General features: G+C 65.9%; 21 protein-coding genes. 18 read left to right on the forward strand and 3 right to left on the reverse strand.

Features of this window, described 5'->3' with window-relative positions; translation table 11 throughout:
- Positions 1–10: 10 nt before the first annotated feature.
- The 3 genes from VEIS_RS11465 to VEIS_RS11475 all read left to right on the forward strand — a co-directional run bounded on the left by VEIS_RS11465 (position 11) and on the right by VEIS_RS11475 (position 2712).
- Complete coding sequence (locus VEIS_RS11465) at positions 11–1315, forward strand: TRAP transporter large permease (protein WP_011810089.1); 1305 nt, start codon at positions 11–13, stop codon at positions 1313–1315.
- Between the two features lie 112 nt (positions 1316–1427).
- On the forward strand, positions 1428–1811 hold the full coding sequence (gene crcB / locus VEIS_RS11470; protein WP_041950769.1) for a fluoride efflux transporter CrcB: 384 nt from the start codon (positions 1428–1430) through the stop codon (positions 1809–1811).
- A gap of 46 nt (positions 1812–1857) precedes the next feature.
- Positions 1858–2712 (forward strand): LOG family protein, encoded by an 855-nt coding sequence (locus tag VEIS_RS11475; protein ID WP_011810091.1) that lies wholly within the window; start codon positions 1858–1860, stop codon positions 2710–2712.
- A gap of 11 nt (positions 2713–2723) precedes the next feature.
- On the opposite strand, the gene VEIS_RS28655 is transcribed toward VEIS_RS11475, so the two are convergent.
- The gene (locus tag VEIS_RS28655) at positions 2724–3089 is read right to left on the reverse strand and encodes a hypothetical protein (RefSeq protein ID WP_157048483.1); all 366 of its coding nucleotides are present in this window, start codon (positions 3087–3089) and stop codon (positions 2724–2726) included.
- A 123-nt stretch (positions 3090–3212) separates the two neighbouring features.
- Here VEIS_RS28655 and recO point away from each other — a divergent pair, with 123 nt between their 5' ends.
- The 4 genes from recO to nagZ are packed head-to-tail and all read left to right on the forward strand — an operon-like array spanning position 3213 to position 6342.
- Positions 3213–3977 carry a DNA repair protein RecO gene (recO, locus tag VEIS_RS11480; RefSeq protein WP_011810093.1) on the forward strand — a complete coding sequence of 255 codons (765 nt, stop codon included), beginning with the start codon at positions 3213–3215 and terminating at the stop codon, positions 3975–3977.
- Complete coding sequence (locus VEIS_RS11485) at positions 3974–4762, forward strand: pyridoxine 5'-phosphate synthase (protein WP_011810094.1); 789 nt, start codon at positions 3974–3976, stop codon at positions 4760–4762. The genes recO and VEIS_RS11485 overlap by 4 nt, the downstream gene beginning before the upstream one ends.
- A 31-nt stretch (positions 4763–4793) precedes the next feature.
- Positions 4794–5207 (forward strand): holo-ACP synthase, encoded by a 414-nt coding sequence (locus VEIS_RS11490; RefSeq protein ID WP_041949977.1) that lies wholly within the window; start codon positions 4794–4796, stop codon positions 5205–5207.
- A 49-nt stretch (positions 5208–5256) separates the two neighbouring features.
- Positions 5257–6342 carry a beta-N-acetylhexosaminidase gene (gene nagZ, locus VEIS_RS11495; RefSeq protein ID WP_011810095.1) on the forward strand — a complete coding sequence of 362 codons (1086 nt, stop codon included), beginning with the start codon at positions 5257–5259 and terminating at the stop codon, positions 6340–6342.
- Positions 6343–6568: 226 nt separating this feature from the next.
- Here the strand turns inward: nagZ and phbB are convergent, their stop codons facing one another.
- On the reverse strand, positions 6569–7303 hold the full coding sequence (gene phbB / locus VEIS_RS11500) for an acetoacetyl-CoA reductase (protein WP_011810096.1): 735 nt from the start codon (positions 7301–7303) through the stop codon (positions 6569–6571).
- A 337-nt stretch (positions 7304–7640) separates the two neighbouring features.
- On the opposite strand from phbB, the gene VEIS_RS11505 reads away from it, so the two are divergent.
- The 8 genes from VEIS_RS11505 (at position 7641) to VEIS_RS11540 (ending at position 17677) form a co-directional block, all read left to right on the forward strand.
- Positions 7641–8795 carry an efflux RND transporter periplasmic adaptor subunit gene (locus tag VEIS_RS11505; RefSeq protein WP_011810097.1) on the forward strand — a complete coding sequence of 385 codons (1155 nt, stop codon included), beginning with the start codon at positions 7641–7643 and terminating at the stop codon, positions 8793–8795.
- Positions 8796–8801: 6 nt separating this feature from the next.
- Entirely contained in the window at positions 8802–12014 is a 3213-nt protein-coding gene (locus VEIS_RS11510) for an efflux RND transporter permease subunit (protein WP_011810098.1), read from the forward strand.
- Positions 12015–12119: 105 nt separating this feature from the next.
- Positions 12120–12833, forward strand: coding sequence for a protein-L-isoaspartate O-methyltransferase family protein (locus VEIS_RS11515; protein WP_011810099.1), 714 nt, complete (start codon positions 12120–12122; stop codon positions 12831–12833).
- A gap of 41 nt (positions 12834–12874) precedes the next feature.
- Positions 12875–13210, forward strand: coding sequence for a rhodanese-like domain-containing protein (locus VEIS_RS11520; protein WP_011810100.1), 336 nt, complete (start codon positions 12875–12877; stop codon positions 13208–13210).
- Positions 13211–13367: 157 nt separating this feature from the next.
- A complete protein-coding gene (locus tag VEIS_RS11525) occupies positions 13368–14708 on the forward strand; it encodes a TolC family outer membrane protein (RefSeq protein ID WP_011810101.1) in 1341 nt (446 codons plus the stop codon).
- Positions 14709–15202: 494 nt separating this feature from the next.
- Positions 15203–15991: an SDR family oxidoreductase gene (locus VEIS_RS11530; RefSeq protein ID WP_011810102.1), complete on the forward strand. Its 789-nt coding sequence runs from the start codon at positions 15203–15205 to the stop codon at positions 15989–15991.
- A gap of 138 nt (positions 15992–16129) precedes the next feature.
- Positions 16130–16561 carry a PaaI family thioesterase gene (locus VEIS_RS11535; protein ID WP_011810103.1) on the forward strand — a complete coding sequence of 144 codons (432 nt, stop codon included), beginning with the start codon at positions 16130–16132 and terminating at the stop codon, positions 16559–16561.
- Positions 16562–16657: 96 nt separating this feature from the next.
- Positions 16658–17677, forward strand: coding sequence for an NADP-dependent oxidoreductase (locus tag VEIS_RS11540; RefSeq protein WP_011810104.1), 1020 nt, complete (start codon positions 16658–16660; stop codon positions 17675–17677).
- Between the two features lie 220 nt (positions 17678–17897).
- Here VEIS_RS11540 and VEIS_RS11545 read toward each other — a convergent pair whose 3' ends face one another.
- The gene (locus VEIS_RS11545) at positions 17898–18566 is read right to left on the reverse strand and encodes a c-type cytochrome (protein WP_011810105.1); all 669 of its coding nucleotides are present in this window, start codon (positions 18564–18566) and stop codon (positions 17898–17900) included.
- Positions 18567–18672: 106 nt separating this feature from the next.
- Here VEIS_RS11545 and VEIS_RS11550 point away from each other — a divergent pair, with 106 nt between their 5' ends.
- From VEIS_RS11550 to VEIS_RS11560, 3 genes are read left to right on the forward strand one after another with little or no spacing between them, the layout of a single operon-like run.
- Complete coding sequence (locus VEIS_RS11550) at positions 18673–19527, forward strand: AAA family ATPase (protein ID WP_011810106.1); 855 nt, start codon at positions 18673–18675, stop codon at positions 19525–19527.
- 7 nt (positions 19528–19534) lie between these two features.
- A complete protein-coding gene (locus tag VEIS_RS11555) occupies positions 19535–20131 on the forward strand; it encodes a GNAT family N-acetyltransferase (protein WP_011810107.1) in 597 nt (198 codons plus the stop codon).
- Between the two features lie 21 nt (positions 20132–20152).
- Positions 20153–21340, forward strand: a complete 1188-nt coding sequence (locus VEIS_RS11560) for a vWA domain-containing protein (protein WP_011810108.1) — start codon at positions 20153–20155, stop codon at positions 21338–21340.
- The last annotated feature ends 152 nt before the right edge of the window (positions 21341–21492 follow it).

Below are 21492 nucleotides of genomic sequence, written 5' to 3' on the forward strand. Positions count from 1 at the left end.
GTGACCTTGCATGAGTGACCTTGCCATCACCGGCCTGCTGATACTGTCGCTGTTCCTGATCCTGGGCAGCGGCGTATGGATAGGGCTGACCCTCTCGGGCGTGGCCTGGATCGGCATGCAACTGTTCTCGTCGCGCCCCGCAGGCGACGCCATGGCCGTGACGATCTGGGGCTCGGCATCGAGCTGGACCCTCACCGCCTTGCCCCTGTTCATCTGGATGGGTGAAATCCTGTTCCGCACCCGGCTGTCGCAAGACATGTTCAAGGGGCTTGCGCCCTGGGTGCAGGCGCTGCCGGGTCGGCTGCTGCACACCAACGTGGTCGGCTGCACCATCTTTGCCGCCGTATCGGGCTCGAGCGCCGCCACCTGCGCAACGATAGGCAAGATGACATTGCCCGAACTGGCCCGCCGCGGCTACCCGGAACACATGGTGGTCGGCACCCTGGCCGGGGCCAGCACGCTGGGCCTGCTGATTCCGCCGTCGATCACGATGATCGTCTACGGCGTGGCGGCCGAGGTCTCGATCTCGCAGTTGTTCATTGCCGGCGTGCTGCCCGGCATCTTGCTGGCCAGCCTGTTCTCGGGCTACATCATGCTCTGGTCGCTGCGGCATCCGCAGCAGGTGCCGGCGGCCGACATGCGCATGAGCTTCATGCAAAAGCTGTCCGCATCGCGCAGCCTGATCCCGGTGGTGCTGCTGATCACCAGCGTGCTCGGCTCCATCTACACCGGCCTGGTCACGGCCACCGAAGCGGCCGCCGTCGGGGTGGTGGGCGCGCTCGTGCTGTCGAGCGTGCAGGGCTCGATGAACTGGGGCACCTTCAAGCAATCGCTGATGGGCGCCACGCGCCTGTACTGCATGATCGCGCTGATCATGGCGGGCGCGGCCTTCCTCACGCTGTCCATGGGCTACATCGGGCTGCCCCGCCACCTGGCGCAATGGATTGCGTCGCTGGGCATGAACCAGGCCCAACTCATTGCCGCGCTGGCGCTCTTTTTCATCGTGCTCGGCTGCTTTCTGGATGGCATCTCGATGGTGGTGCTGACCATGGGCGTGCTCATGCCCACGGTGCAAAGCGCAGGCATCGACCCGATCTGGTTCGGCATCTTTATCGTGCTGGTGGTGGAGATGGCGCAAATCACGCCGCCGATTGGTTTCAACCTGTTCGTGCTGCAAGGCATGACGGGTCGCGAACTGCCCTGGATCGCCCGGGTGGCCCTGCCGATGTTTCTGCTGATGTGCGTTGCCGTGGTGCTGATCTATCTGTTCCCCGGCATCGTGACCTGGCTGCCGCAGCAGATGTCGGCCCGCTGAGGCCCTTCATCGCCCTCACCCTTTTTCATCCGTGTCGTTTCTCCGACAGGCATCGGGCGGGCGCTGGCCCGGCGCGCGCGCTGGCGCTGACAAGCTCGGCGACAATCGGGCGATGCCGAACGTTCTTGCCATCTGCCTCGGCGCCTGCCTGGGCGCATTGGCGCGTTGGCGCCTGGGCCTGTGGCTCAGCCCCGGCGGCCTGATCCCCTGGGGCACGTTGGCCGCGAACCTGATCGGCGGCTATCTGATCGGCGTCTGCGTCGCCGTCTTTCAGGCCATGCCCGAACTCGACCCCGTCTGGCGGCTGGCGCTGGTCACCGGATTTCTGGGCGCCCTGACCACGTTCTCCAGTTTCTCGGCCGAAGTGGTCGAGCAGTTGCAGCAGCAGCGCTATCTGCTGGCACTGGGCAGCACGGCGCTGCACCTGTTCGGCTCTCTGGGCCTGACCCTGCTCGGCATTCGACATGCATCGTATTTGATAGCGGCAAACGCTTGATATAAAAGACCCGCAGAGCACCTCATCGACCACCAACAGCCATTTCATGGAAGCCAACCCACCTTTGACCGAACGCCACCTGGCCGATGCCTGGGCCGCACTGCACCAGCGCGACGACCCCTTGCAGCCCGACGCCAACCGCATGGCATTTGCCGACCCCCAATTCATGTCCCGCCGCGAGACCCGGGGCATACGCTTTCAACTGGAAATGCTCAAGCCCGACCTGGGGCAGGCCGAGCAAGGCATCGAAAGCACCGTGGTGGTGTACGGCAGCGCGCGCTTCGTCGCGCCCGAGCAAGCCGCAACCGAACTGGCGCAGGCCCTGTCCAGCGGCGACGACCGCCGCGTGCAACGCGCGCACCTGGCCGTGCGCAACGCCGGCTACTACGAGCATGCGCGCCAGTTCGCCCGGCTGGTGGCCGACTACAGCGAAAGCCGGTGCCCGGCCGAGCGCCTGTACATCTGCACCGGCGGCGGCCCCGGCATCATGGAAGCGGCCAACCGCGGAGCCCATGAGGCCGGCGCGCTGAACGTGGGCCTGAACATCGCACTGCCCCACGAGCAAAGCGGCAACCGCTTCATCTCGCCATCGCTGAGCTTCAAGTTCCACTACTTTGCGCTGCGCAAAATGCACTTCATGATGCGGGCCAAGGCCCTGGTGGCCTTCCCCGGCGGCTTTGGCACGCTCGACGAACTATTCGAGGTGCTCACGCTGGTGCAGACGCAAAAAGCCAAGCCCGTTCCGATCGTGCTGTTCGGCTCCGGCTACTGGAAGCGCCTGATCGACTTCGATGTGCTGGTCGAAGAAGGCACGATCTCGGCGCAGGATCTGGCGCTGTTCCACTACGCCGATGAGCCAGGGCAAGCCTGGGATTTGATACGGGGCTTTTATCGGCTGTGATGGCATTTCGATCATCGGCAGAAGCGGTCGCGCCGTTCAGATTGGCGCGACCGCTGCGCGCCACGAACATGGCGCAAACCATCGATCCCCTGAAAACCGCGTCCACCCCTGCCACCACCCGGCAAGCCAGGGCCGGTGCGGACCGGGGTGATGTGAGAGACTCGCCCGGGTGGATGCGCCCAACCGGCCCCAATCAGCCCCAACCGACCCGCGCCCAGTGTCGCGTCACCGATCAGATGTCGTAGGCTGCGCGCAGCCATCGGAGCGTAGCGCAAGGCGCATCGCGCAGCCAATACCGAGCGTATTGGCAAGCGATGCAACGCCGCGATGCGCTTCGATGGCCAGCGCAGACCGACAGATGATCGGTGACGCGACACCAGGCTCTATCCACACAAGGTCACAGAATGCGAACTGCGGTTTTCAGGATGATTTTTCCCCCTGCCGCGGGCTTTTTGGCGCGCGCGTTGGATCGTCCGGTTTGGGCACAGGCTTGACGTGGTATGGCTGCCGCCAAGCGCATTGCCGATGAACCCGCTTTCGTGCTGCACAGCTACGACTGGAGCGAGTCGAGTCTGATCCTGGAAGTCTTTTGCCGCCACCAGGGGCGCGTGGCGCTGGTGGCCAAGGGCGCGAAAAAGCCCAGTTCCAACTTTCGCCCGGTGCTGCTGCCGCTGCAACCGCTGTGGCTGAGCTATGCGCTGGCCGCAGACGGCAACGCCGACATACACACCCTCAAGGGCGCAGAGTGGGTGGGCGGCCATGTGATGCCCACCGGCGATGCCTTGCTGTCGGGCCTGTACCTGAACGAACTGCTGCTGCGCCTGCTGGCACGCTCGGACCCGCACGCAGCGCTGTTCGACGCCTACACAGGCGTGGTGCGGGTGCTGGCCAGCGAACATGGCGATGCGCTCGAGCCCGTGCTGCGCAGCTTCGAACTGCTGCTGTTGCGCGCCATCGGCCTGCTGCCCAGTCTTGCCGCCCAGACCATGACGCTGGCGCCGCTACAGGCCGACACGCGCTACACGCTGGTGCCCGAGGGCGGCCTGCGCGCCGCCGCTGCGGCCGAACGCGCCGCGCTGCCCGGCCACCAGTGGCAGGTCTTGCAGCACGCGCTCGATGACGCGGCCAGCCACCAGGCGACGGTGCGCGCCTGCGCCCCGGTGTGCGCCGAACTCAAACCGCAGCTACGGACCTTGTTGCAATACCATTGCGGCAGCCCGATGCTGCGCACCCGCCAACTGATGATCGATCTGCAGGCCCTATGAACCCGTCCCGACACCCGACACCGCCCGCTTCCCCTGCGACCGCCCTTTCGGTCAACGTCAACAAGGTGGCCCTGCTGCGCAACACGCGCCACCTGGCCATTCCCTGCGTCACCAAGGCGGCCCGGCTGTGCCTGCAGGCCGGCGCGCAGGGCATCACGGTGCACCCCCGGCCCGATGAACGGCATATCCGCCGCCAGGATGTGTTCGAGCTGGCCGATCTGATGCAAGCCTGGCCCGACCGCGAGTACAACATCGAAGGCAACCCGGCGCAGAACCTGATGGACTTCATCCGCACGCTGCGCCCCCGGCAAGCGACCTTCGTTCCGGACGGCGCAGACCAGTTCACCAGCGACCATGGCTGGAGCCTGCCGCAGGACGCCGAGCGTCTGGCGCCCTGGATCGCCGAATGCAAGGCGCTGGCGGTGCGCGTGAGCCTGTTCATGGACCCGGACCCGGCGCAGATGGCCGCCGCCAAGGCGCTGGGCGCCGACCGCGTCGAACTCTATACCGAGCCCTATGCCGCCGCGTGGGGCCAGCCGCAGCAGGCCGCCGTGCTGGCGCGTTACCGCGCCGCAGCCCAGGCTGCGCTGGACGCGGGCCTGGGGGTGAACGCTGGGCATGACTTGAACCGCGACAACCTCGCGACCTTCGTGCGCGAAGTCCCTGGCCTGCTGGAAGTCTCGATCGGTCATGCGCTGATTGCCGACGCGCTGGAACTGGGCTACGGCGCCACGGTGCGGGCCTATCTGGACTGCATCCGGGCGGGGATGGCAGCCGCTGCATGACAAGAAAATCGCCACGAGCCATCCCCATTACATGATCCACGGCACCGGCATCGGCATCGGCATCTGCGCCGTGCACCGCATCCAGGCCGGCCTGGCCCGCCACGGCGAGCGTTTGGCACGCAGGCCGTTGGCCGATGGCGAACGGCCCGCTTGGCGCAAGCGCAGCGTCCGCTGGTCCGGCCGGGGTCTGCGCGGCTTGGCGCAGCGCAAAGCCGCCTTCGGCCAATCGATCCGGCCTGTGCTTGCGCGGCTCCATGGGCCCGCGCCTGTGGCTGAAGTGGTGCTGCAACGGCCCGCTGGCCAAGCCGCGATCACGCTGCACGGTGCGCCCAGGCAATGCGGCGAGGCCCGGGGCTTGCAGGGCCGCATGGGCGATGCAAGCGACTGTGCCAGCAACTTCTGCATGGCCGGAAAAATCCAAACCCCGCCACGCGCCGGCGCATGATTTCGATGCGCCGCAAGCTATCTTTTCAATGGCAAATCACGGAATCCCGATGACTGGACATGCACCCCTGATCCTCGACCTGGAGGGCAAAGAACTCGGCGCCGCCGAGCGGCGCCGCCTGGCCCACCCGCTGACCGGCGGGGTGATCCTGTTTGCCCGCAACTGGGAAAACCGCGCGCAACTGCTGCAATTGACCCGCGCCATCGAGGCCGTGCGCGCCGATCTGTTGATCTGCGTGGACCATGAAGGCGGGCGTGTGCAGCGCTTTTGCGGCGATGGCTTTACCCGGTTGCCGGCGATGCGCACCCTGGGGGCGATGTGGATGGATGACGGCCGGGGCGCCCCCGGCAGCGGCGCGCTGCGTGCCACCAATGCCGCGACGGCCATCGGCCATGTGCTGGGTGCCGAACTGCGCGCCTGCGGCGTGGACTTGAGTTTCACGCCGGTGCTCGATCTGGCCTGGGGCCGCAGCAGCGTGATCGGCGACCGCGCCTTGCACCGCGACCCGCGCGTTGTCGCGCTGCTGGCCAAGAGCCTGATGCACGGACTGCTGCAGGTCGGCATGGCCCATTGCGGCAAGCATTTTCCGGGGCATGGTTTTGCCCGGGCCGACTCGCACACCGGGCTGCCGGTAGACCGGCGCAGCCTGCGGGCCATCCTGGCCGACGATGCCGCGCCGTACCAGTGGCTGAGCAGCACGCTCGCCAGCGTGATGCCCGCGCATGTGCTCTACCCCCGGGTCGACAGCCGCCCCGCCGGTTTTTCGCAGCGCTGGCTGCAAGACATTTTGCGCCGCCAACTGCGCTTTGCCGGCGCGATCTTCAGCGACGACCTGGGCATGGAAGGCGCGCGCTGCATCGACGGTCGACGGGTCAGCCATACCGACGCCGCCATCGCTGCGTTGGACGCGGGCTGTGACCTGGTGCTGCTGTGCAATCAGGGCCAGGGCCTGGCCGTGGATGAATTGATCGCCGGCCTGGAGCAGGCCCAGGCCCGAGGCCGCTGGCAGCCCAGCCTGGTCAGCGAGTCGCGCCGCCTGGCCCTGCGGCCCGCCACCCGGGCGCCAGACTGGGACGCGCTGATGCATCAGCGCGCGTACCGGCAGGCACGGTCTGCGCTGGAGGTGCATGATTGATATCGATCCCGGCAACAGGAGGGCTTGGCGCCCGGCCCGTCGGGCATTGACAACACCGTCGTGGCCTCGATCGTGGAGCCTCGATCGGTGGGCATTGGCGCGGTGCGCACTGGCGGCATGTCGGCATGGCGGCAAAGGGCGGCTCGTGGGCCACGACGACACGGCGCGGCGCGGCGCAAAAGCCGGCAGGTTGCCACGCAAAACCCCGCCAGCGGGGTTGTGTCCATCAACCCATATGCAGGCCGCCGTTGACCGAGAAATCGGCGCCCGTTGCATAGCCGCCTTCTTCCGACGCCAGCCAGGCAATGATCGAAGCGATTTCGCTGGGCTCGCCCAGGCGCTTGACCGGAACCGTGGCCACGATCTTTTCCAACACATCGGGACGGATGGCCTTGACCATGTCGGTGCCGATATAGCCCGGGCTGACCGTATTCACGGTCACGCCCTTGGTGGCCAGTTCCTGCGCCAGGGCCATCGAAAAGCCATGCATGCCGGCCTTGGCCGCCGAGTAGTTGGTCTGGCCGGCCTGGCCCTTTTCGCCGTTGACCGAACTGATGTTGATGATGCGGCCCCAGCCTTTTTCCACCATGTCCGACACCACCTGCTTGGTGACGTTGAACATGCTGTTGAGGTTGGTTTCGATGACCGCGTCCCAGTCTTCGCGCGACATCTTCAGGAACATGCGGTCGCGCGTGATGCCGGCGTTGTTGACCAGCACATCGATGCTGCCATGCTCGGCCTTGGTCTTGCCGAACGCCTGCGCCGTCGAATCCCAGTCCCCGACATTGCCCACCGAGGCATGGAAGTCAAAGCCCTGCGCCTGCTGCTCTGCCAGCCACTTGGCATGGTCACGGGTAGGGCCGCAACCGGCGATGACCTTGAAACCCTCCTTGTGCAGGCGCTGGCAAATGGCAGTGCCGATACCGCCCATGCCGCCGGTGACATACGCGACTTTCTTCATGTTCTCGACTCCTTGTCGGTGATTGGTTCAGACGCCCACTCTACCGGAGAAATCAGGCCGCGCCGTGAAGGAAAACACGCAGTTCCCGCTTTGTTTTTCATAGGCCACTCGGGCAGGCTGCTATCATGGTTTACCTCATCTTGACGAGGTTCACGTTTATGGTGCGACGCCCCGACCCCGGGCTTGGCACGGACTGGCGCTGACCCTCGGGGGCAGCACATCGAAACCCGGATCGACACCATCGGCATGGGTTGCGCGCGGCCTTCTTGCCATTTCCGTTCATTCCCGTGCATTCCGATTTCTTGGCCCTTCTTTGCGTCCCTGTCCCGACCTGACCATGAAACGCTCTATTGTCCTGGTGGCTGCGGCCATCGTCGTCGTGCTGCTCGGCGGCGGGGTCTGGCATGTCATCGCCGACCGGCGGGCGCAGCAAGAGGAACTGCAACGGGCCGCAGCGCAGCGCGTCCCGGCGCCGTTGCAGTTTGGCGCCGACGAAGTGCTGCTCGTGCAGCGGCACAGCCTGTCATTGGGCGTGCCGGTGTCGGGCGCGTTGCGGGCGCTCAATTCGGCGATGGTCAAGGCGCGTGTCGGGGGCGAGTTGCAGGGCCTGACCGTGCGCGAGGGCGACAGCGTCGAGGCGGGCCAGGAAGTGGCGCGCATCGACCCCAGCGAGTCCCGCTTTCGCTTGCACCAGGCGCAGCAGCAGGCCGAGGCGGCCAAATCCCAGGTCGATATCCAGCAGCGCCAGCACAGCAACAACCGGGCGCTGGTCGATCAGGGGTTCATCTCGGCCACAGCCTTGGCGACTTCGCAGGCCAGCCTGGAAGCGGCCCGGTCGAGTTACCAGGCGGCCGTTGCGGCGGCCGATGTGGCGCGCAAGGCGCTCGACGACACGGTGCTGCGCAGCCCCATCAGCGGGCTGGTGGCGCAGCGGCTGGCGCAGCCGGGCGAGCGGGTGTCGATCGATGCCCGCATCATCGAGGTGGTCGACCTCTCGCTGCTGGAGCTCGAGGCACTGATCAGTGCGGCCGACTCCGTGGCCGTGCGCGTGGGGCAAAAGGCCCGGCTCGACATTGCCGGCACGCCCGGGCCGGTGTCCGCCATCGTGGTGCGCATCAACCCCAGCGCCCAGGCCGGCAGCCGCGCCGTGCCGGTCTATCTGCGCGTGGACCAGGCCGCCGGCGCGCCGCTGCGTCAGGGCATCTTCGTGCAGGGCATGCTCGATACGGGGCGCGCCGAGCGGCTGGCCGTGCCGCTGGACGCGGTGCGTACCGACAAGCCCGTGCCCTATCTGCAAACGATCAGGAACGGCCAGGTGGTCCATGTGCCGGTACAGACTGCAACCCGTGCCGTGGTCGACGGGCAGACGCTGGTGGCGGTGGCAGGTGTGGCCGAAGGCACGCCGGTGATTGCCGGGCGGATCGGCCTGCTGCGTGAAGGCACGGCGGCCGTGTCCGCAGCATTGGCACCGGCATCCCGCGCAGCACGCTGACCGGCCATGTGGTTCACCAAAGTCAGCCTGAAAAACCCGGTGTTCGCCACGATGGTGATGCTCGCCATCGTGGTGCTCGGCCTGTTCTCCTACCAGCGGCTCAAGATCGATCAGTTTCCCAATATCGAATTCCCGGTGGTCGTGGTCACCGTGAGCTACCCTGGCGCCGCGCCCGAGATTGTCGAAAGTGAGGTCACCAAAAAGATCGAAGAGAGCGTGAATTCGATCGCCGGCATCGATGCCCTGACCTCGCGCAGCTACGAAGGCATGGCGGTGGTCATCATCGAGTTCCAGTTGCATGTCGATGGCACCAAGGCGGCCGAAGATGTGCGCGAAAGGGTGGCCATGGTGCGCCCGGCGTTGCGCGCCGAGGTCAAGGAGCCGCGCGTGCAGCGCTTTGACCCGGCCAGCCGCGCCGTGTGGTACCTGGCCGTGCTGCCCGAGGAGCAGGCCGATGGCAGCGTCGCCCGCCATGCGGCCGATGGCAACAGGCGCAGCGCGGTCGAGTTGACCACCTGGGCCGAGCAGGTTCTCAAGAAGCGGCTGGAAAACGTGCGCGGCGTGGGCGCGGTGCACTTGGTCGGACCCACCCGGCGCGAGATCAACATCTACCTGAACCCGCAGGCGCTCGAAGCCTTTGCCATCACGCCCGAGCAGGTGGTCGAGGCGGTGCGCAACGAGAACCAGAACCTGCCCGTGGGCGCGATCCGCTCGCTGACGCAGGACCGCGCGGTGCAGATCGACGCGCGCATGCAGCGCCCCGAAGACTTCGGCCAGATCATCGTCGCGCGCCGCAATGGCGCGCCGGTGCGCCTGAGCCAGGTAGCGCGCGTGCACGATGGCGCCCAGGAGCTCGAAAGCCTGGCGCTGTACAACGACCAGCGCACCTTGCTGCTGGCGGTGCAAAAGTCGCAGGGCGAGAACACCATCGAGGTGGTTGACGGCCTTCATGCCGCCGTGGCCGAGTTGCGCCAGCAACTGCCGCCCGGTGTGCGCCTGCAAACCATTGGCGACAGTGCCCGCCCGATCCGCGTGGCGGTGAACAACGTGCGCCAGACGCTGATCGAAGGCGCGCTCCTGACGGTGCTGATCGTGTTCCTGTTCCTGAACTCGTGGCGCTCGACGGTCATCACCGGCCTGACCTTGCCGATTGCGCTGATCGGCACCTTCCTGTGCATGAACCTGTTCGGCTTCACGATCAACATGATCACGCTGATGGCGCTGAGCCTGTGCGTGGGGTTGCTGATCGACGATGCGATCGTGGTGCGCGAGAACATCGTGCGCCATGTGCAAATGGGCAAGAGGGCTTATGACGCGGCGCTCGACGGCACGCAGGAGATCGGCCTGGCGGTGCTGGCCACCACGCTGTCCATCGTGGCGGTGTTCCTGCCGATCGGCTTCATGGGCGGCATCATCGGCAAGTTCTTCCACGAATTCGGCATCACCATCGTCGCGGCCGTGCTGATCTCGATGTTCGTCAGCTTCACGCTCGACCCGATGCTGTCGAGCGTCTGGCATGACCCGAGCATCCACGCCCCTGGCCAGCGCACCGCACCCGTGTCCTGGTACGACCGCAGCATAGGCCGCGTGACGGGCTGCTTCGATCGCGCCACCGATGCGCTGGCCCAAGGCTACCAGCATATCCTGCGCTGGGCGCTGGGGCACCGGTTGACCACGCTGGCGCTGGCGCTGGGCATCTTTGTGCTGAGCATCTTCATGGTGCCGCTGCTCGGCACCGAATTCGTTCCCAAGGCCGATTACTCGGAGACCCGCGTACAGTTTCACACCCCCGTAGGCTCGTCGCTGGAGACCACCGAGGCCAAGGCGCGGCAGGTGCAGCAGATACTGCGCGAATTTCCCGAGGTGCGCTACACGCTGGCCACGATCAACACCGGCCTCGCCGAGGGCAAGAACAACGCCGACATCTATGTGCGCCTGGTCGACCGCAAGGACCGTCGCCGCAGCGCGCAGCAAATGTCGGACACACTGCGCGAGCGCCTCCAGCAGGTGCCGGGCATAACCGTCACCCATGCCGGCCTGCTGGACCCGGTGAGCGGACAAAAGCTGATCGAGTTCTCGCTCAAAGGCCCCGATCTGCGGGAACTGGAGCGCCTGGCCCGGCAGGTCGGCGACAAAATCCGCGACATCCCCGGTCTGGTCGATCTGGACTCCAGCGCCAAACCCGACAAACCCGTGATCGCGCTGGAGCCCCGGCGCGAGGCGGCCTCCGATCTGGGCCTGAATGTGGCCCGGATGGCCGAAACGCTGCGCACCCTGGTGGCCGGCACCACGGTGGGCAACTGGCGCGCGCCCGACGACCAAACCTACGATGTCAACGTGCGCCTGGCCCCCGAAGCGCGCAGCAGCGCGCAAAACCTGGCGCACCTGCCCTTTGCGCTGACGGCCGCCGACGGCAGCACACGCATCGTGCGCCTGAACCAGGTGGCCAGCGTGACCGAAACCACCGGCGCCAACCAGATCAACCGGCGCGACCTGACCCGCGAGGTGGCCGTCAATGCCAATGTGACGCAGCGCGCCGCAGGCGATGTCTCGGCCGACATCCGCAAAGTGCTCGACGGCATGGTCTTCCCGCCCGGCTACCGCTACCAGTTTGGCGGCTCCACGAAGAACATGGCCGAGGCATTCGGCTACGCCAGTTCGGCCCTGATCCTGGCCATCATCTTCATCTACATGATCCTGGCCAGCCAGTTCAAGAGCTTTGTGCAGCCGCTGGCGCTGATGACCTCGCTGCCGCTGACACTCATCGGCGTGGTGCTGGCGCTGCTGACGTTCCGCTCCACGCTGTCGATGTTCTCCGTCATCGGCGTCGTGATGCTGATGGGCCTGGTGACGAAGAACGCCATCTTGCTGGTGGATTTTGCGATTCGCGCGCGCCAGGAGCATGTCGACGACCAAGGCCGCAGCGTGCCCGGCCTGCCCCGGGCCGAGGCCCTGCTGCTGGCTGCGCGCGTGCGGCTGCGCCCGATCCTGATGACCACGCTGGCCATGATCTTCGGCATGATGCCGCTGGCCTTTGCGCTGTCCGAAGGCTCCGAGCAGCGCGCCCCCATGGGCCAGGCGGTGATCGGCGGGGTGCTGACCTCATCGCTGCTGACGCTGGTGGTGGTGCCCGTGGCGTATTGCTACATGGACGACCTGGCGCGCTGGGCGCTGCGCAAGCTCGGGCGCGACCAGGGCGCGCGCAGCGCAAATGCGTAACGGCATGTGGCATTTCACGACCTTGGGGCCGGCACTAAAATCACCGGCCTTTCCTGACCCGCCCTGCACCGGATATTCCGGAGAAGATCTGCCCGAGTCCGCGCCATGAACCTGCCCCTGAACACATCCGCCAACCCCAGCGACCCGGTGGCCCAGGCCCGCTACAACATGATCGAGCAGCAGATCCGCCCCTGGAACGTGCTCGACGCCAGCGTCCTGGAACTGCTGGCCGTGGTGCGCCGCGAGCACTTCGTGCCTGCCGCCTACCGCAGCCTGGCATTCATGGACATTGAAATCCCGCTGCTGGGCAGCAACGCCGAGCAAGCCCTGCGCCTGGGCCACAGCATGTTGGCGCCCCGCGTCGAGGCGCGCATGTTGCAGGACCTGCAAATTGCGCCCACCGACCGCGTGCTCGAAATCGGTGCCGGCTCCGGCTACATGGCCGCCTTGCTGGCCCGGCGCGCAGCGCATGTGCTGGCGCTGGAAATCGTTCCGGCACTGGCCGACATGGCCCGCACCAATCTGCGCCAGGCCGGCATCGGCAACGCCGATGTGCGCCAGGCCGACGGCGCCAGCGACGCGCTGGCCGAGGGCCCGTTCGACGTGATCGTGCTCAGCGGCTCGGTGGCCGAACTGCCCGGCGCGCTGCTGTCTGCGCTGCGCGAGGGCGGCCGCTTGGGCGCCATCGTCGGGATGGAGCCGATGATGCGTTTCACCGTGGCCCGGCGCCAGGGCGAGCGCCTGGACACCCGCTCGCCTTGGGACGCCAACGCGCCGCGCCTGGTCAACTTTCCCGAGCCTTCCGGCTTCACCTTCTGATCACCGGGCTGGTGCCCCCTGCGCAGCCTTCGACGCACTGCATGATCGACCACATCCGCCCCGCCCAGCTACCGGCCTGGTTCGCCGCCGCAGGCCCCCGGCCCCTGGTGCTGGATGTGCGCGAACCCTGGGAACGGCAAACCGCCAGCGTGCATGCCCAGGGCTTTGAACTGCTCGCCATCCCCATGGGCGCGCTGCCCGCAAGCCTGGCCACGTTGGACCCGGCGCGCGCCATCGCCTGCCTGTGCCACCACGGCACACGCAGCCTGCGCGTGGCCGAATTCCTGGCCCAGCACGGCTTCGATCGGGTGGCCAACATCACCGGCGGCATCGATGCCTGGTCGCAAGAGATCGACCCCGCCGTGCCCCGCTACTGATTCCATTGCCCAATCGTTCGTGAACGCGAAGGCGAAGCGCAGACAGTACAAATGTGCGGCAAGCGAAGCCGACAAATCGCACGGATGATTCAGGAATGCAATGAGATAGCGCCCACAGACCCTTGCCTTGACCCTTGCCTTTGCGAAAGCCCCTTCCATGACACCGCTACGGCCCTTCTTCCTTGCGTCCCTGGCCTTGGGCGCAGCACTGTGCGCCCCGGCCCGGGCGCAGAGCCTGCTGGAACTGCTGGAATCGGCCCGCAGCTACGACACGGCCTGGCAATCGGCCCAGGCCCAGTTCGACGCAGCGGCACGCCGCGCCGACCAGGCCCGCGCCGGCCTGCTGCCCAATGCCGCGCTGACCGGTGGCCTGAGCCGCGCGAACGTGCAATCGAGTCGCCCGCAGTCGGAAAACACCGGCACGACCCAGACCATGGGCATCGAAGCCTCCCAACCGCTGTACCGCCCGGCCAACGGCATCAGCCTGGAGCAAAGCCAGCGCGCCGTCGACATGGCGCAGGCGCAGTTGGACGCGGCCACACAAGAACTGCTGCTGCGCGTCAGCCAAGCCTACTTTGACATGCTGGCCGCGCAAGACACACTCGGCTTCGTGCAGGCCCAAAAAGCCGCAGTATCGGAACAACTGGCGGCCGCCAAGCGCAACTTCGAGATCGGCGCCAGCACCGTGACCGACTCCCGCGAAGCCCAGGCCCGGTACGACCTGGTGCTTGCGCAGCAGATCGCCGCCGAGAACGACCTGCGCGTCAAACACCTGGCGCTGGACCAACTCGTGGGCATCACCGGCACCCGACCCAAGCCGCTGGCATGGCCCGCGCAACCTGCGCAGCTACCCGGCGTGCAGTCCGATGACCTGAGCCCTTGGGTGGACAGCGCCCGCCAGCAGCCGCCCGCCGTGCGCCAGGCCGCGATCACCCTGGACATCGCACGCCTGGAGACCCGCAAAGCCGAAGCCGGCCACCTGCCGACGCTGGACCTGCAAGCGGGCTACAGCGTCACGCGCAACGCGCACGGCACGATCACCGCCCCCGGCATCACCAGCCGCACCAACGGTTTCAGCGTGGGCCTGGCCCTGAAACTGCCGCTGTTCGCCGGCTTTGCCGTGCAAAACCGCGTCAAGGAAACCCTGGCGCTGGAAGAAAAAGCCAGCGCCGACCTGGAAACCACGCGCCGCAACGCCGCCCAGGCCACCCGCGCCGCCTTCTACGGCGTGCAGTCCGGCCAAGGCCAGATCCAGGCCCTGGAGGCTGCCGAAGCCTCCAGCCAGAGTGCACTGGACGCCAACCAGCTCGGTTACCGGGTGGGTGTGCGCATCAACATCGACGTGCTCAATGCCCAAAGCCAGCTATTCCAGACCAAGCGCGACCTGGCCCATGCGCGCTACAACCTGCTGCTGGGCACACTCAAACTGCGCCAGGCAGCCGGCACGCTGGCGCAGCAGGATGTCGCAGCCATCGATGCGCTGCTGGTCCGACCCTGATGCGATCCCGTCGGCAATCCGACCCGCATGAAACGACAGCGGGCCGCACTGGCCCGTCAAATCCGGGAAGAGGCCAGGCTACGGCCTGTAGCGCCTGACTTTGCGCAACCAGCTCCTGCATGTCCTGCGCGAGCGCGCCCTGGAATTGCAGGGCTTGTTCGACGCTGATGTCGTTTGCCGCTATCTTGTCCCGAACCGGGCAGTGGGCTGGATGTGATTCAGCAGACTACCTGTGGCTGGGTGTCGGTGCACCGTCGTTGTAAGTCATATCGTGAAAATACATCTTCCGGACGGCGCCGATCGAGATGGCCAAGAAGGCATGGGTGCGCCGCAGGCGCCAGGCGGCGCTGCGGGGCGGGGTCGCGCGATGCCGGTGCGACAATGCCTGCCGCGTTGCGCCGCACGATTTTGCCGATGGCTGGACCAGGCGTGGCGCGTATATGTTTGGCCGTTCCGGCATGACGACAAACACCCTCACCGCCCAAGGAGACAAGATGACCCGCACCATCCAACAATTGTTTGATCTGACTGGCAAGACCGCTTTGGTCACCGGTGGCTCGCGCGGCCTGGGCCTGCAACTGGCCCATGCTTTGGGCGAGGCCGGCGCCAAGATCATGCTCAGTTCGCGCAAGGCGCCTGACTTGGAAGAGGCTGTCGCCGAGTTGCAGGCCGCCGGTATCGATGCCCGCTGGATCGTTGCCGACTGTGCCCGGGAGGAAGACATCCGCCGCTTGGCCGATGAAACGCTGGAGCGCGTGGGCGCGGTGGACATCCTGGTCAATAATGCCGGTGCTGCCTGGGGCGCTCCCGCCGAAGACCATCCGGTGCAGGCCTGGGACAAGGTGATGGACCTGAATGTGCGCGGCTATTTCATCTTGAGCCAGCACATGGCCAAGCACTGCATGATCGGCCGGCGCAGCGGCAGCATCATCAATGTGGCGTCGATCGCCGGCCTGGGGGGCAATTCCAAGGGCATGCACACCATTGCCTACAACACGTCCAAGGGCGCGGTGATCAATTTCACCCGCGCGTTGGCGGCCGAATGGGGCCGGTACAACATTCGCGTCAATGCCATCTGCCCGGGCTTTTTCCCCAGCAAAATGACGGCGGGAACGTTCAAGGCCATCGGCGAAGAGGCGCTGGCAGCGCGTGCGCCCCTGGGCCGCCTGGGCGACGCCGAGGATTTGAAGGGCCTGTGCGCGCTGTATGCGTCCGATGCCGGCAAGCACATCACCGGGCAGTGGCTGGCGGTGGATGGCGGTGTGAGCGTCATCAAGGGGTAATGAATGGCCCGCCGGGGGCCGCGTTTTGCCTTCGATCGGCCCGGCGGCCCCGCGCTCCGGCGGCGCTTTGGCTGCCGCGAGTCCATCGAGGACACCCAAGCGTATGCTTTTGCCTCTTGCAAAATCCTGGAGTTGCCTGTGCTGAAATTTGGCGCCGAAATCCCCTTTGTCCACCACCTCGGCTTTACGCTGCACCGCATGGACGGTGGCGCGTCGGAAGTGCGTTACGAGGCCCGGCCCGAGCATATGAACTCGTTCGACGTGACCCATGGCGGCGCGTCGATGACCCTGCTGGATGTGAGCATGGCCACGGCCGCGCGCAGCGTGACGACGGACATGGGCGTGGTCACCATCGAGATGAAGGCCAGTTTCATGCAGCCGGCCCGGGGCCCGCTGGTGGCCAAGGGGCGGTTGATCCATCGCACTGCCACCCTGGCGTTCACCGAAAGCACCGTGCTCGACGCCCAGGGCCGCGTGTGCAGCCATGCCACGGGCACGTTCAAATATGTGCGGCGCCTGCCGGCGGACGAACGCAGCGCCCACCGGCGCAAGGCAATTGCCACCGATTGAGCGCCTCATTCAAACCGAAGTGGCTCGATGCGTTGCTCCCATATATGTCGATGGCTATTGGAATGGTAGCCCACTGATTGTCCCGAGGAATTTCCGATGCCACACAACCAACAAATCGTTCTCGACAACCGCCCCCAGGGCGAGGCCGTGGCCAGCAACTTCAGGCTGGTGCTGACGGACACCCCGGCGCTGGAGGATGGCCAAGTGCTGGTGCGCCACCACTACCTGAGCCTGGACCCCTACATGCGCGGGCGCATGAACGAGGGCCGCAGCTACGCCGCAGCGCAGCGCCTGGGCGAGGTGATGATGGGCGGCACCGTGGGCGAGGTGGTCGAAAGCCGCCACCCCCGGTACGCCGTGGGCGACAAGGTGCTGGGCATGGGGGGCTGGCAGGAGTACAGCGTGGTCGACGGCGCTGCCGTGGGCGCGTTGCGCCCAGTGGATACCAGCCATGTGCCGCTGTCGTACTACCTGGGCGCTGTCGGCATGCCCGGCGTGACGGCCTGGTATGGCCTGGTCAGGATCATTGCCCCCAAGGAGGGCGAGACCGTGGTGGTCAGCGCCGCCACGGGCGCCGTCGGCAGCGCGTTCGCGGCCCTGGCCAAGGCCCGTGGCTGCCGCGTCGTGGGCCTTGCGGGCGGCGCCGACAAATGCCGCTATGCGCTGCAGGAACTGGGCTTTGACGCCTGCATCGATTACCGGCAGTACGCTGGCGACGTGAAGGCCCTGTCCCAGGCCCTCAAGCCGGCTTGTCCCAACGGCATCGACGGTTACTTCGAGAACGTGGGCGGCCCGATCATGGACGCCGTCATGTTGCGCATGAATGCCTTCAGCCGCATCGCGCTGTGCGGAATGATCGCCGGCTACGACGGCGCGCCGCTGCCCATGCGCAACCCTGCGCTGCTGCTGATCAACCGCACCAGGCTCGAAGGCTTCATCGTCAGCGAGCATATGCAAGTCTGGCCGGAGGCGTTGACGGAGTTGGCCACGCTGGTCGGCGCCGGCAAGCTGCGCCCACGCGAGACCGTGGCCCAGGGCATTGCCGCCGCGCCGCAAGCCTTTTTGGGTCTGCTCAAGGGCAAGAACTTGGGCAAGCAGTTGGTGAAACTGATTTGAACGGCGAGCGCGACCGGCGCCGTCCCGAGGCCGCAGGCCGGGTCGCCAGCGAGCCGTCGAAGCCTTTGAGGGGTGCCGCCGGCAGTATCAGTCGTTGCCGCGAATGCCTGCAAGTGACGGGAAATGCGGATTCATGACGGCCGCCGCCGCAGCAGCCAAGCCGATCAGGCACTGCCGGCCGGGCGCCGGGAATTTCGCCCGCGCAGCAGATCAGCGAGGATCAGCGAAAGTCCGGCTGCGGCAGCGTGTGCAGTTTGCTGTCGAGGCTGCCCACATACTGGGCCAAGGCTTTGAGTTCAGCGTTGCTGAACTGCTTGGCGAAGCCGGCCATGATGGCGTTGCCGCGACCGAGCCGGGTGTTGTTTTCGATCTTGTAGGACTTCAGGGCCACGAACAGGTAGTCGGCATGTTGGCCCGCGATCGAGGGGTAGGACGGGTCGGTGGACTGGGCGAAATTCTCGCCGTGGCAGGAAGCGCAAGTCCCTTTTTTCAGCAGTTCGGCCACTTGCGCGCTGGGTTCGCGGCGCGGCTTGGCGGGCGGTTCGGCGCCGGTTTTGCCGTGCTGCTCGTAGTAGGCCGACAGATCGGCGATGTCTTTGTCGGTCAGCGATTCGGCAATGCCGCGCATCGTCGGGTGCTTGCGTTCGCCCTTTTGGTAGGCGAGCAGCGCAGCGCTGATGTACTTGGCGCTCTGGCCCGAAATCATCGGCACCTTGTGCACTTCGGGGAAACTGGCCTGGTAGCCGGGAATGCCGTGGCAGCCAATGCACATGGCGATTTTCTGTTTGCCGGCTTGCGCGTCGCCCGGGACTTGCTGGGCCTGAACCGGGGGCAGGGCGGCCATGCAGACGACAGCCAGGGCAGATAGCGTGGACAACGGTTGGTTCATTTTGCGCGCACAATCTCGTAGGAGTTCGGCTCCGGGCTCTGATCAGCCGCCAATTATAGCCAAGCGCCTGCTGCGTTTTCTCATCAACGATACGGTGATTCGTTCCATGAAATTCCAAGGTTCCCAGAACTATGTCGCAACCCAGGACCTGATGCTGGCCGTGAACGCGGCCGTCACGCTGCAACGCCCGCTGCTCATCAAGGGCGAGCCCGGCACCGGCAAGACGATGCTGGCCGAGGAGGTGGCCCAGGCCCTTGGCATGCCGCTGTTGCAGTGGCATATCAAGTCCACCACCAAGGCCCAGCAGGGTCTGTATGAGTACGACGCCGTGAGTCGGCTGCGCGACAGCCAACTCGGTGACGAAGGCAGCGCGCAGCGCGTGCGCGACATCCGCAACTACATCACGCAGGGCGTGCTGTGGCAGGCGTTCACGGCCGAGCGCCCGGTGGTGCTGCTGATCGACGAGATCGACAAGGCCGACATCGAATTCCCGAACGATCTGTTGCGCGAGATCGACCGCATGGAGTTCTATTGCTATGAAACGCGCGAGTTGATCAAGGCCAGGCACCGCCCGCTGGTGTTCATCACCTCGAACAACGAAAAGGAACTGCCCGACGCCTTTTTGCGCCGCTGCTTTTTTCATTTCATCAAGTTCCCCGACGGCGATACCATGCGCCGGATCATCCATGTGCATTTCCCCAAACTCAGGAGCGAACTGCTCGGCGCGGCGATGAAGACCTTCTACGATGTGCGCAGCCTGCCGGGCCTGAAAAAGAAACCCTCGACCAGCGAGTTGCTCGACTGGCTCAAACTGCTGGTGGCCGAAGACATTCCGCTGGCGGCCCTGCAAAGCGCCGACGACAAGGTGGTCGTGCCGCCGCTGGTCGGTGCCCTGCTCAAGAACGAGCAGGATGTGAGCCTGTTCGAGAAGCTGGTTTTCATGAACCAGAGAAACCGTTGAGAACACCATGTTCGTTCAACCCGTCATTTTGCGCGACCGCGGCCTGCGTCTGGAACCGCTGGCGCTCAGCCATGAACAGGGGCTGCGTGCCGCCGCTGCCGATGGCCAACTGTGGAAGTTGCGCGTCACCTCGGTGCCCGAGCCGCAAGACACCCGCGCCTACATCGAGACCGCGTTGCAGATGCGCGCCGACGGCAACCGGTTCGCCTTTGCCGTGGTCGACGATGCCACGGACCAGGTGCTGGGCGCGACCAGCTACCACGACATCATTGCCGCCGTCAAACGTGTGGAGATCGGCTGGACCTGGTACCGCAAGAGCGTGCAGCGCTCCCATGTCAACACCACCGCCAAGCTGTTGATGATGGGCCATGCCTTCGACACCCTGGGCTGCCATGTGGTGGGCTGGCGCACCGACAACTACAACTTTGCCTCGCAAAAAGCCATCGAGCGCCTGGGCGCCAGGAAGGACGGCGTGCTGCGCGGCCACGCGCTGCGCCGCGACGGCACCATCCGCGACACCGTGATGTACAGCATGCGTGCCGGGGAATGGCCCGAGGCCAAGGCCCAGTTGCTATATCTTTTAGAGCAACATGCGAAGGATTGACAGGCGCACAGGGCTGCAACCATGTTGATCGATTTCTTCTACACGCTGCGCTCGGCGAAGTTGCCGGTGTCGGTCAAGGAGTACCTCACGCTGCTGCAGGCCCTGCAGGCCGGCGTGGTCGGCCCCAGGTCGGATGACGCCTGGAGCCTGGACGATTTCTACAGCCTGGCGCGCCTGACGCTGGTCAAGGACGAGCGGCATTACGACCGCTTCGACCGGGCCTTTGGCGCTTATTTCAAGGGGGTGGAACTGGTGGCCGACTTCAGCCGGGAGATCCCGGCCGACTGGCTGCGCAAGATACTGGACAACGAGCTCACGCCCGAACAAAAAGCCGCCATCGGCAAGATGGACTGGGACGAACTGATGCAGACGCTGAAAAAGCGCCTCGAAGAGCAAAAGGAACGCCACGAGGGCGGCAGCAAGTGGATCGGCACCGGCGGCACCAGCCCCTTTGGCCATGGCGGCTACAACCCACAGGGCGTGCGCATCGGCGGCGTGGGCAAGAACCGCAGCGCCGTGAAGGTCTGGGAGCAGCGCGTCTACAAGGACTACGACGACCAGCAGGAACTGGGCACGCGCAACATCAAGGTGGCGCTGCGCCGCTTGCGCAAGTTCGCGCGCGAAGGCCATGAGTTGGAGCTCGACCTGCCCGACACCATACGCAGCACGGCGGCCAATGCGGGCTACCTCGACATCAAGATGGTGCCCGAGCGGCACAACAACGTGAAGGTGTTGCTGCTGATGGATGTGGGCGGCACGATGGACGAGCACATACAGCGCGTGCAAGAGCTGTTCTCGGCCGTGAAGACCGAGTTCAAGCACCTGGAGTTCTATTACTTCCACAACTGCGTCTACGACTTCATGTGGAAGAACAACCGCCGCCGCTTTGCCGAGAAGTTTCCGACCTGGGACATCATCCGCAAGTACAACAAGGACTACAAACTGATCTTCGTCGGCGACGCCACGATGAGCCCCTACGAAATCCTGCAACCCGGCGGCAGCGTGGAATACAACAACGAAGAGCCGGGCGCCGAGTGGCTACAGCGCCTGACGCACGCCTTTCCCCGTCATGCGTGGATCAACCCCGAGCCCCAGGGCGTGTGGCAGTACCGCCAGAGCATCGGCATCATCCAGCAGATCATCAGCGGCCGCATGCACCCTTTGTCGCTCAAGGGGCTGGAAGAAACCATGCGGCTGCTGTCCAAATAGCAGGGGCCAAGCGCCCGACCCCCGGGTGCGGCGGTGCGTACCGGCGGCGCACGGTGCGCCGCGTGCGCTTACGATGCGCGCCTGCATCGTGCGCCTTTGTCCGACACGGGGCCCGTGCTTTTGCGGGCATAGTGGCGCGGCTGGCGCTGCAC

The organism is Verminephrobacter eiseniae EF01-2, assembly GCF_000015565.1.
Taxonomy (GTDB): Bacteria; Pseudomonadota; Gammaproteobacteria; order Burkholderiales; family Burkholderiaceae_C; genus Acidovorax; species Acidovorax eiseniae.